An 11838-nucleotide genomic window follows, 5' to 3' on the forward strand; every position below is an offset into this window, starting at 1 on the left:
AATGACCACAACAACCTCCCCGAGTGATCGGCAGGACAGTCCCCCAGGGCGCAAGACAGCCTTTATCCGCTTCTTAGATGCAGTGGAATGGCTCGGCAACCTTCTCCCCCACCCAATCACACTGTTCGCACTATTCGCCGTTAGCGTGATAGTCATTAGTGGTATCGCTTCTTACTTTGGCCTGTCTGTCCCCGACCCCCGCCCGGTTGGCGCTGCTGGCCGAGCGCCAGATGGCGTTATTGAGGTTTTCAACCTTATGAGTGGCGATGGCCTCAGAATGATCGTTACCAGTCTGGTTAAGAATTTCACCGGATTTGCTCCTCTGGGGACAGTTTTGGTGGCTCTACTGGGGGTTGCGATTGCCGAGCACTCCGGCCTGTTAAGTGCCGCTGTTCGCGGTCTGGTACTCCAGGCCTCCAAACGCACAGTCACTGTCATAGTGGTTTTTGCCGGCATCATCTCTAATACCGCCTCTGAATTGGGCTACGTGGTACTGATCCCATTAGCCGCAATGATTTTCCACTCCCTCGGTCGACACCCTATCGCTGGCCTGGCCGCCGCGTTTGCCGGTGTCTCTGGCGGCTACAGTGCAAACTTGCTGCTGGGAACGGTGGACCCATTGCTATCGGGGATCACAGAATCTGCAGCTCACATGATCGACCCGACCTACTCCGTGGGCCCGGAAGTAAACTGGTTCTTTATGATTGTCAGTACCTTCCTGATCACCGGAGTTGGTAGCTGGGTGACCATGAAGATCGTAGAACCCAAGCTGGGTAAATATGATCCCAGTGAAGCATCTGTCGATCTGACTCAAGACAAAGTTGGCACCCTGACCGACGCCGAGAAGCGCGGCCTTAAGTACGCAGGTTTGGCTGTTTTGGGCGTATCTGCAGTACTCGCTTTGACGGTGGTGCCTGAGTGGGGTGTTTTACGTAATCCCGAGACAGGCTTGGTCGCGGGCTCCCCGTTCCTTAAAGGTATCGTCTCACTGATCCTAGTGTTCTTCGCTATCCCGGGATTTGTTTACGGCAAGGTTGTCGGCACCATGAAGAATGACCGAGATGTCATTGATGCTATGGCCAAGAGCATGAACAGTATGGGGATGTACATTGTCCTTGTATTCTTTGCCGCACAGTTTGTCGCCTTCTTTAAGATCACCAACCTGGGCACCATTTTTGCCGTTTTAGGTGCTGATGCGCTACAAAGCATCGGCCTCACTGGGCCACTACTGTTCCTGTTCTTCATCATGATGTGTGGCTTTGTGAACTTGATGTTGGGCAGTGCCTCTGCTCAGTGGGCGGTGACAGCTCCCATCTTTGTACCCATGCTGATGCTGCTGGGCTACGCCCCCGAAGTAATCCAGGCGGCCTACCGTATCGGTGACTCTGTGACCAACGTTATCACGCCGATGATGAGTTACTTTGGCCTGATCATTACTTTTGCTGTGCGCTATAAGAAAGACTTGGGCATGGGTACATTGATCGCCACTATGATTCCCTATTCCATCTTCTTCTTTATCGGATGGACAGCCCTGTTCTTCATCTGGGTTTTTGCCCTGGGACTGCCCGTCGGCCCCGGTGCAGCTACCTACTATGGTGGCTAATCCACTGATTAATCAGTAATCCTAGAGCCCGCTTATGCGGGCTTTTTTGTCTCCCCAAGATGACCGTACATTTGAACTGGTCATTTATATCCGCTGGTAACTACCCAAAAAGTGTTAAAGCGTTCCTGAAATCACCAGTCATTCAAGATAGCTTTAGGCAGGGGTAAAAAAGTGGATAAATTAAGAAAAAATTATTATTCCCAGATATGGAGTCACCATAAAACAAAAAAATTTTTTTGCTGTCATAGGGGAATAAAGTTTCAATGTATTAACTTTAATTGGTATTTTTTTTCATTAGGTGACATTTTGATTATGAGCAAAAGCCAAAAGCCCTTCGAATCCACAAAAAAAAACAAGTAATATAGGCCTTGAAATAATACTTAGCGGAGACTGATAGGCGGATTGCGCCAGTTTCGGCTGCCTTGTTTTAATCTCATATATCATTTTCTCAGGATGAGTCGTGTGCACTTTGTGGTAGTTAGTGCAGTAACAGTTATCCATAGCGCACAATACATATCAGGAATTCGAAATAAAACAGGCATTCGCCAATATGACGGTTTTGCAAATCCGTCAGACAATGCCCAGGAATGTGTAATCCTGGAATTTGCATTTATTTGTAGATTCCTAAAATTATCGGGCGCGCCTATCAGTTGAATATTTCCGCTCAAATAGAAGTTGCGACCCGGCACGCCTAATAATTAAATCAGGCTGGGTTCTTGGAAGGATTTGGAAGAAATTGACCCAACAAATAAGAGCTAAGCTGTTAACCGGCTTTTATGACCAAGTATCCCAGCTAAACGGCTGCCCGGAAACACTGCTTAATAGCGCCGGTATTAACCCCGAGCAGGTTGAAAAACTCGAGGGGTATCTCCCGTTGAGTAAAGTGACTGACCTTGTTGAAAAGGCCGCACGACAACTCAATTGCGCGGATTTCGGATTGAGACTGGCAAAAAGCCAGGGGGCTGCCGCCCTCAGTTCTCTTGGAGCAGCAGTATTGCAGTCGTTGACCCTCGGGGAATTCCTCAATGCTGCCGTAAAGCAATTCGCCGCCCCTCCTTATAACCTGCGAGTTGAATTGGAAGTTAAAGGGCTCCAAACGTTTATAACTTTTCATTGTTTAAATGATTTAGAAAGTTATATACCTTCGGACTCTCCATTGCCTCTCGAGCTATTCCGGGAATTTCTCCTTGGGGTTTCTGTTGTCGCACTACAAATATTATGTGGTGAAAAGTTCAATCTGGAGGCGGTTCATTTAAAGTCCAAACAGCCCCTCCACGACCAATATGAAAACTTTTTTGGTACAAATGTACAGTTTTCACAAAATAGCGACACCTTGATTCTAAGTAGCGGCCAGCTGGCCCAACCGACCGAGAAGTGCAACCCGGTTTTAAGGCCTCTATTAAAGTCTTATATCGACAAAGTACTGGAGCAAGGTGAGTCAAACCTGATTCACCAAGTAGAACAGCTGATCTATTGCCTGATGCCGCTAAAGCGCTGCAGTTTGCAGGAAGTCGCCAATCAGCTGGGGATGCACAAGCGCACACTGCAGCGCAGGTTGCGAGATCGGGAATTGGTGTTTGAGGATATTCTCGACCGTATTCGCCGCGAACGCGCAGAGCATTACCTCAGTAGAAAGTTGCCACCTATGGCCCAGATTTCCAATATGCTGGGGTATCGGGAGCAGAGCTCATTTAACCGCGCCTGCGACCGCTGGTTTGGTACCACTCCAATGAAAGTTCGCCGCAGGTTGTTGAGTGAAGCTGCGGCGAAAGCTGCACTGGAAACTGAAAGTTAAAGTCCCTTCAGAAAAATACAGGATCAGTCGTAACACACGCCAGATTTTAGCTTGTGTCACGACTGATTAAATACCCAGCCTTTCCTGCTTGCTCAGCCCCTAATTCCCACCTCCACCACTGATCAATTAGAGCCTGTCAGCTCTCTGGATCATTAGTCGTAAAGTGAGCTCTCCAGCCCCACACTTCTTTACAAGTTATCCACATTACTTACTCATTCCTCGACTATTTTCGATGGCAGTCCCAGGCCAATTCGAGAAGCCAGCCCTTCGCTGAGCGGTAATCGCCATTTCCCGAGTCTATAGTTTCGGGCGACAGCAATAACCTCTGTCAAAACCCAATGAGCAAAGTTGAGGCTCCAGGGACTCCCCTCAAAGTGCCTACGACAGGAGAACACGATGAAAAAAATATTTATCCCAGTAGCAGCCCTCTTACTGGCCACAAATGTATCTGCACAGCCGCGCCAGCCTCCGCAGGAAGCGATTGATGCCTGCAGCAGCTTGGCTGAAGGAGACGCCTGCACTGTCGAGACACCCCGAGGCACATTAGAGGGCACCTGCCGTATGCCCCCGCAGATTGAGCAGCTGGTCTGTGTACCTGCCGGCGGCAAGGGCAAAGGCGGCCCTCGCCCCATGGAAGATGAAGAACAGTAACTCCCAATAAATCGCAACCGGCCAGCGGTACTGTAAATCTTGAGATGTCATTATGAAGAAGTGGTTATTTGTGGGGCTTTGCAGTATTGCGCCTCTCTCGCTGGCTCACGTACCCGATAGCGCCCTGGAGGCTTGTCGAAACCTGTCCAGTGGCGCCAGCTGCTCAATGGAACTGCCCAATGGCCGAGTCAGTGGTCGCTGCCGCAACCACCCCCAATCACATGGCCTAGCTTGTGTTCCCGAGCGCAAACTGACTGCGCGCTCTACAGGAGGGGGCGCCACTGGTGGACGCCACACCGCTCGCAAACACACAGTGGTGCAATCCGATGGTCTGCAGCACACTGTTCCCGCTACCGAAGCACCGATTACCTTTAGTGAAGTGAGTATCAGTATCCAGGGACCCTGGCGCGTTATTGAGGCCAATGGTATTTCCGAGCATAAGACTGGTACCTTCCCCAATCGCGGCAATCCCCATGAAATCGAGGTGCAGCGCTACCGTTTCCGAGTTCCGGCTATTCCCCAAATTGCCGCTCAATCTACACCGGTTCCGTTGCAGAATTTTGGTATCGGACTGAACGGAGTGCCTTTCGACCCCAGTGCTGCGGAATGGTACCTGGGCAATCGGGGACGCTGGCGCTACGAAGCCCTATCCGGTGCGATTCAGCTGGGTGTAGACGATAACTACGCCCATGTTCAGCCCAATGGTGCCTATCACTATCACGGAATTCCCACCGGTTTATTACAGCGCCTGGGGGTATCTAAGGAAAGGCATTCGCCACTGATTGGCTGGGCTGCCGATGGATTCCCCATTTATGCCCTGTACGCCTATGCCGATGGTTGGGAACCGAAATCCGGAATTGCGGCAGTGACTTCAAGCTATCAGGTGAAACCCGGGAAACGCCCCAAGGGCAGTAAAGAACCCGGTGGCTACTACGATGGTACCTTTGTGGATGATTACCACTATGTGGCTGGCTCCGGCACATTGGATGAGTGCAACGGCAGAATGGTTCGCACCCCGGAATTCCCCAAAGGCACCTATGCCTATTTTCTAACAGAGGACTGGCCCATTATCCCGCGCTGTTACAAGGGCACCCCGTCAGAGGATTTTCGTCGGGGCCCCGGTAACAACCAGCGCAAGGGAGCAACTAGGCGCCCCTAGCGCAGGAGGCTCTGAAAACTCACTTCTCCAGGGGAATACGCAAGGTATTCCCCTGTCAAAACAGCTGTCCCCAACTGGAGTGTCAGCTCATATCAATTACCGCCAGCGCTTCCGCCAGGGTTTTGACCGAGTGCATTTCCATTCCCTCGATATCGTTTTTAAGACGGTTGGCTGCAGGCACAATGGCTTTGCGGAAACCGTGTTTGGCGGCCTCGCGCAAACGCTCTTGGCCCGAAGGCACTGGGCGAATCTCGCCTGACAGCCCCACTTCCCCGAATACCACCAGATCCCGGGGCAGGACACGGTTGCGGAAACTGGAGACTACCGCCAATAACAGTGTCAGGTCGGCACTGGTTTCCATCACCTTTACCCCGCCGACCACATTGATAAAGACATCCTGGTCCCCCACCAAGACCCCACCGTGGCGATGCAACACAGCGAGCAGCATGTTCAAGCGGTTCTGGTCTAGGCCCACCGCTACCCGGCGGGGGTTGCCGAGACTGCTATCGTCCACCAGGGCCTGCAACTCCACTAACAGCGGCCGGGTGCCCTCCCACACCGAGGTCACCACAGAACCGGCTGCGATCTCCTCGGCCCTTTGCAGGAAAATGGCTGAGGGATTGGATACCTCTTTCAGGCCCTGCTCTGTCATGGCAAACACGCCGAGTTCATTGACGGCCCCAAAGCGATTTTTATGGGCCCGCAGTGTGCGGAAGCGGGAGTCGTGGGTGCCTTCGAGGAGAATGGAGCAGTCGATAATATGTTCCAGCACCTTGGGGCCTGCGAGGCTGCCATCTTTGGTGACATGCCCCACCAGAATGAGCGCCGTGCCGGTCTGCTTGGCAAAGCGGGTCAGGTAGGCCGCACTCTCGCGCACCTGTGCCACAGAGCCCGGTGCCGATTGCACATCGCTCATATGCATCACCTGGATCGAGTCCACTACCATAACCCGTGGATTCACTTCCTTGGCCGCCATACAAATACGCTCCACATCGGTTTCACTGAGCAATTGCAGAGAATCCGTGGGCAGCCCCAAGCGCTTAGCGCGCATAGCAACCTGCTGGAGAGATTCCTCACCGGTGATATAAAGCGCCGGCATTGAAGTCGCGAGATGGCACAAGGTCTGGAGCAAAACAGTAGATTTACCCGCACCGGGATGGCCGCCGATCAATACAACGGAGCCCGGCACCAGCCCGCCGCCCAGCACTCGATCCAGTTCCGAGGCCGTAGTGGGAATACGCGGCAATTCACTGAGATCGATTTCCGATAGTTTTTGCACTTTGCCAGCACCAGCGGAGCCGGCGTAGCCACTTTGCGCATCGGTAAAATTCGCGGCGCGGCTGTCCTTGTGATCCGGTCCCAGGCGTACTTCCGATAGGCTATTCCAAGTGCCACAAGCACTACACTGCCCTGCCCATTTGGTGTAGTCAGCGCCGCATTCATTACACACGTAGGCAGTTTTACGTTTTGTGGCCAAAGCACTCTCCCGAAAAGTCACAGAATTGATCGGCGCACAGTTTACCCCTTATCCGGCCGAGGCGGGTGGTGCTCAGCGGTCTAAAATGACTCTCCTACACGGATCCCTTCTATTGGCATCTTCTCCTTCTAATTGGTCTATCTACGCGATTGATCTAGATCAATTCACCCAGCCCCCTCCGAGATAACATCCGCCGCTGCCTCTACCCACTAATGGGGAGGCGCTGAACAACACTGACTAACCATCGAACAGGAAGTAAGTATGTCGTCTATTACTCTTCGCGGCGCGATTCTGGCGCTCGCCATGGCCTCGACCTCCGCCCTGGCTGCGGATCACGAAGTTAAGATGCTGAACCAGGGCAAGGACGGCATGATGACTTTTGAACCGGCATTTCTCGCAGTAGCACCGGGCGATTCTGTCACCTTCCTGCCCACTGATGCGGCCCACAACACTCACTCAGTTTTGTCCCCTGCCGAGGGCGCTACCTGGAATGGCAGTATGGGAGAAAAGGTGACTGTCACTTTGAACCAGGAAGGTGTCTACGTATACCAGTGCGACCCGCATCTGCCGCTGGGTATGGTTGGGGTAATTCAGGTAGGTAAGGCAACCAACTTGGAAGAAGCCAAGAAGCATGCCGAAGGCATGAATGCCGGTATTGCTATGAATAAGGAGAGGCTCACTCAATACCTCGGCCAAGTCCAATAAGAGGAGTCGCGGCGTGGACATCCTATTTGAAAAAGGTCACCACCTGGTTGCGCGGTTCGGCGATTTGGTTAAAGAGCAGAATGGCAGCGATGGGGTACAGGCCAATCAATTTGTTATTCGCCGCGGCACCAAAGGGGCGCTTATCGATCCCGGCGGCGATCTGACCTACACACACCTCACCATTGAGCTCAGCCGCCATTTGAACCTGAGTGAACTGGATCTGATCCTGGCCTCTCACCAGGACCCGGATATTATCGCCTCGCTGCCACGCTGGATGCTGCATTCGCGCTGTAAGGTGGCGGTGTCGAAGCTGTGGTCGCGGTTTTTGCCACACCTGGTTTCCGGCTTTGTCGCCTCGCGTGCCGGTGCTGAACGCTGGCAGGAACGCATCATGCCTCTGGACGATAAGGGAGAAATTATCCCCTTCAGCGACAGCGAGATTTGGGCGCTGCCAGCGCACTTTATGCACTCCTGTGGCAACTTCAGTTTTTATGATCCGGTAAGCCGCATATTATTTTCCGGCGATATCGGTGCCTCACTCGGTGGTGAGGAGGGTGAAGTCAAAGATTTCGACGAGCATCTGCCGTCGATGGAAGGGTTCCACCGCCGCTATATGGGCGGGAACTGGACCTGTCGTCTCTGGGCCAAGATGATTCGGGAACTCAACCCCGCAATGATTGTGCCCCAGCACGGCGGTTACTTTGCCTCGGGCGATATCAAAGAGCGTTTCCTGGGCTGGCTTGAGCGCCTCGAATGTGGGCCGGACCTGTTGCGACACCAGGACTTCCGCCTCCCCCTGGGCCGCTCTTAATCCGCCATTCCGCAAGCGGGAAAGTTGCACCGGCAGAGGCCAGCCCATACACTGCGGGCTGGCTTGTTTTCTGAATACCGCCATGCACACCGGGATCTTCCGCCTATTTTTGCTCATACTACTACTGGCCTTCGGCGGCCAGGCAGTTGCATCATCCTGTGCGGAAACACACGAATCCCCAGCGGTATCTATCGCTGCAGAAGAAAAAGCCCACTGCGACGAGGTAACCCTTGAGAACTGCAGCGACAGCCATCCCTCCAGTTGCACTGCTGAATGCAGCTGCTGTGCAGGGCCAGGCACCAGCTCTGCGGTAAACGCTCAATATAAAATCCTTGTATACAACCGCAATCTACTTGTAACTGCCTACCGGGAATTTAATTCCTCTCCAGATCCGGAAATGGCACTGCGCCCACCCATATTCCGCACTTAACGGGCCCCGTATGCCTAGGCATACGCATACTCCCCAGTTTTACTCCAAGTATTTTTTATAAATACTCACGCGCCTGTGTGCGCCCTTAATCTCATCATCGGAGTTCATATGAACCGTTCAATTTTGATCGCTATTGCTGCGCTACTCACAACCCTGGCATTAAGTGCCTGTGCCGAATCTCCAGACCCCAAAAAGGAATCTGTGAGCCTGACCACTTACAAATCCGCCACCTGCGGCTGCTGCAAAATTTGGGTTGAGCATGCCCAACAAAGTGGCTTTGACGTCGTAGCAAAGGATGTCGAAGACCTTAACGGCGTGAAAAAGCAGCACCATATCTCTCCGCGCTACCAATCCTGCCACACCACAGTGTCAGAACAGGGCTATGTTTTTGAAGGGCATGTACCGGCAAAGCTGATACAGCGTTTCTTACAGAATCCACCGCAAGATGCCATTGGTCTCGCAGTGCCAGGTATGCCCCTGGGCAGCCCCGGTATGGAAGTGGGCGACCGTTTTACGCCCTATCAGGTATTGCTGCTTAACAAAGACGGCAGCAGCGAAATTTACGCCGAAATCAATACGGCACAGGAGCAGTTTTAGAAGGGACATCGATGACAGAGAGCTTCCGCACCGACGCCGTATCGAGGCGTACTTTCGTCACAGGTCTCGGAGCGGGAGCCCTGCTGCTGGGGTTACCCCACAGTTCACGCCCAAACTCGCCTACAGCTTCGGCAACAACCCTGCGCGGTAACCACTTTGATTTATCCATCAGTTACCGCCAGGTAAATCTTACCGGGCGCGAACGACAAGCCCTTACCATTAATGGCAGTCTACCGGGCCCCATTTTGCGCTGGCGGGAAGGGGAAACCGTCACCCTGAATGTCCACAACCAATTACCCGACAAATCCTCCCTACACTGGCACGGTGTTAGGGTACCCAGCGATATGGACGGCGAACCGGGGTTGAGCTTTAACGGGATTCAACCCGGGCAAACATTTCGCTACCGATTCCCTGTGCGCCAAAGTGGTACTTATTGGTATCACAGCCAATCCGGGTTTCAACAACAGCGGGGGCTAATTGGGGCAATAGTCATTGATCCGATATCTCCAGAACCATTTTCTTACGAGCGGGATTATGTTGTTGTCCTATCCGATTGGAGCGATGAATCTCCCCAAACTATTTATACCCATCTAAAAAAAGACCCGGACTACTACAACCGGCAACAGCGCACGGCTACAGATTTATGGCGTGAGGTGCGCACAAAAGGTGTCGCACAAACCTGGCGGGACCGGCATCAATGGAACTGGAAACAGCTTTCCGACCGCAGTATCTCCCAGGTCACAGGCGAGACTTACACCTACCTGATTAACGGGCATACACCCGATACCAATTGGACTGCATTATTTAAACCTGGTGAGAGGGTTCGCCTGCGATTAATTAACGCAGCTTCGATGACCTTATTCGACCTGCGTATCCCCGGCCTGAAAATGAAGGTGGTGGCGGCCGATGGACAAAATGTCGAGCCCGTTAGCGTCGATGAAATTCGTCTTGGCAGCGGCGAAACCTATGACGTAATTGTCGAGCCAGAGAGTGAACAGGCCTACAATATATTTGCGCAGTCCATGGACCGCAGTGGCTATGCGCGAGGCACACTGACAAGTGATATACGTCTGAGCACAGAAATTCCCGCGATGGATCACCGCCCAGTGCTCACCCTACAAGATCTGGGTCTGGCGAGAAAAACCGAAGAGACAAACAGCCACTTTAAAACAGCCCAGACTGCTCACACCGAAAAACATTCCGATTTGCCCGATGCAACTGAGGGGGGATGGTTTTACGGAAACCTCGCTGCAGCAGGGCTCGGTAGTAATAGTCCTATCATTCACCAGCCAAGTGAATCCGGCTTCAGGGTGGATCACCGCGCGCTGACACCAGCAAACGGCATCTCTGACCCCGGTGTAGGACTCAGAAACCATAAACATCGCTATAACCGCCGTGTACTGTCTTACAGCGACTTGCACAGCAGTGAACCCACCCAGGACGAACGGGAGCCACAGCGGGAATTACAGTTACACCTGACCGGCAATTATGAGCGCTATCTCTGGTCAATAAATGGTGAAAAATTTCGCGATGCCAGCCCATTATTATTTCGGCACCAGGAACGCCTGCGCATTACCCTGGTCAATGACACCACGCTTCCCCAGCCCATGCACTTACACGGTTTTTGGAGTGAGCTGGAAACCGGTGACGGAGAGTATTTACCCCGCAAGCACACGGTGATCGCGCAACCCGGATCAAGCATCAGTTACTTAATCAGCGCCGACACCTATGGCCGCTGGGCTCTACACAGTCAAATGCTTTACCAGAGGGCCGGTATGTATCGGGAGGTGCGCATTGTTTAAGAATGTTGCAGGGATAGCAGCAACACTATGGCTACTTGCTGCCCAGGCCAGCTATGGGCAGGCAGAACCTCAGCATCAGCACCACAGCTACCAGTCCTCTGGCGAGGATAACGAAGGAGAACCCATGGCTGAAGTCAGCCTCGACTATGTGGAACTGCGAGGTGATAACGGCGGGGAAATCGAGGGAGACTTCAGTTATGGCGGAGAGCAAAATAAGTTTGTTGCCGAAGTCGACTATGAGCGTAGCAGTGGGGAAATTGAAAAAAATGAACTCTGGGCACTCTATAGCCGGGCAATTTCAGCAAACTGGAATTTCCTAATTGGAATTCGCCACGATTTTAATCTGGAGACTAGCAGCCGGAATTGGGCTGCTGTGGGTATTACTGGAGAGTCTCCCTACAAATTCGAAATGGATGCGGTATTTTTCTATGGAGAACATGGCAGTACTGCATTTCGCCTGGAAGGCGAGTATGAAATAAAGTTGGCACAGGACTGGAATCTGGTCCCACGTATCGAGCTGAACTTTTTTGGGCAGAACGATGAGGCCCGAGGTAGCGGTTCCGGCTTATCGGAAGCGGAAGTCGGCTTTCGGCTCATGTATGAAGTCACCAGGAAATTCTCACCCTATATTGGCGTCCACTATGAACGGGAAGTGGGCAATGCCGCTGATTTCGCCCGTGAAGAAGGTGAGGATGTGGACTCAACCGTATGGGTACTGGGGTTTAGAGCTTGGTTTTGACAAAATCCAAATTTTTATATCTATACAAGTTGTACCACTTCGCATCAGCTGTAACCAACTTTACCGCCT

General features: G+C 52.6%; 11 protein-coding genes. 10 read left to right on the top strand and 1 reads right to left on the bottom strand.

Features of this window, described 5'->3' with window-relative positions; genetic code table 11:
* Position 1: 1 nt before the first annotated feature.
* The 4 genes from ACG1BZ_RS20345 (at position 2) to ACG1BZ_RS20360 (ending at position 5208) form a co-directional block, all read left to right on the top strand.
* The gene (locus tag ACG1BZ_RS20345; protein ID WP_413663406.1) at positions 2-1603 is read left to right on the top strand and encodes an AbgT family transporter; all 1602 of its coding nucleotides are present in this window, start codon (positions 2-4) and stop codon (positions 1601-1603) included.
* A gap of 736 nt (positions 1604-2339) precedes the next feature.
* Positions 2340-3398, top strand: a complete 1059-nt coding sequence (locus ACG1BZ_RS20350) for an AraC family transcriptional regulator ligand-binding domain-containing protein (RefSeq protein ID WP_413663407.1) — start codon at positions 2340-2342, stop codon at positions 3396-3398.
* A 396-nt stretch (positions 3399-3794) separates the two neighbouring features.
* Positions 3795-4049, top strand: a complete 255-nt coding sequence (locus tag ACG1BZ_RS20355; RefSeq protein WP_413663408.1) for a hypothetical protein — start codon at positions 3795-3797, stop codon at positions 4047-4049.
* A 52-nt stretch (positions 4050-4101) separates the two neighbouring features.
* Positions 4102-5208, top strand: coding sequence for a YHYH protein (locus ACG1BZ_RS20360; protein ID WP_413663409.1), 1107 nt, complete (start codon positions 4102-4104; stop codon positions 5206-5208).
* Positions 5209-5290: 82 nt separating this feature from the next.
* On the opposite strand, the gene radA is transcribed toward ACG1BZ_RS20360, so the two are convergent.
* Positions 5291-6685 (bottom strand): DNA repair protein RadA, encoded by a 1395-nt coding sequence (radA, locus tag ACG1BZ_RS20365; RefSeq protein ID WP_413663410.1) that lies wholly within the window; start codon positions 6683-6685, stop codon positions 5291-5293.
* Positions 6686-6946: 261 nt separating this feature from the next.
* On the opposite strand from radA, the gene ACG1BZ_RS20370 reads away from it, so the two are divergent.
* The 6 genes from ACG1BZ_RS20370 to ACG1BZ_RS20395 all read left to right on the top strand — a co-directional run bounded on the left by ACG1BZ_RS20370 (position 6947) and on the right by ACG1BZ_RS20395 (position 11769).
* Complete coding sequence (locus ACG1BZ_RS20370; protein ID WP_413663411.1) at positions 6947-7390, top strand: pseudoazurin; 444 nt, start codon at positions 6947-6949, stop codon at positions 7388-7390.
* A 13-nt stretch (positions 7391-7403) separates the two neighbouring features.
* Positions 7404-8201 (top strand): MBL fold metallo-hydrolase, encoded by a 798-nt coding sequence (locus ACG1BZ_RS20375; protein WP_413663412.1) that lies wholly within the window; start codon positions 7404-7406, stop codon positions 8199-8201.
* Positions 8202-8283: 82 nt separating this feature from the next.
* Positions 8284-8631: a hypothetical protein gene (locus ACG1BZ_RS20380; RefSeq protein WP_413663413.1), complete on the top strand. Its 348-nt coding sequence runs from the start codon at positions 8284-8286 to the stop codon at positions 8629-8631.
* A gap of 108 nt (positions 8632-8739) precedes the next feature.
* Positions 8740-9228 carry a DUF411 domain-containing protein gene (locus ACG1BZ_RS20385; protein WP_413663414.1) on the top strand — a complete coding sequence of 163 codons (489 nt, stop codon included), beginning with the start codon at positions 8740-8742 and terminating at the stop codon, positions 9226-9228.
* Positions 9229-9239: 11 nt separating this feature from the next.
* On the top strand, positions 9240-11030 hold the full coding sequence (locus ACG1BZ_RS20390) for a copper resistance system multicopper oxidase (protein ID WP_413663415.1): 1791 nt from the start codon (positions 9240-9242) through the stop codon (positions 11028-11030).
* A complete protein-coding gene (locus ACG1BZ_RS20395) occupies positions 11023-11769 on the top strand; it encodes a copper resistance protein B (RefSeq protein WP_413663416.1) in 747 nt (248 codons plus the stop codon). The genes ACG1BZ_RS20390 and ACG1BZ_RS20395 overlap by 8 nt, the downstream gene beginning before the upstream one ends.
* Positions 11770-11838 lie beyond the last annotated feature (69 nt).

Origin of the sequence: Microbulbifer sp. CNSA002, assembly GCF_047324085.1 — a bacterium.
Lineage (GTDB): Bacteria > Pseudomonadota > Gammaproteobacteria > Pseudomonadales > Cellvibrionaceae > Microbulbifer.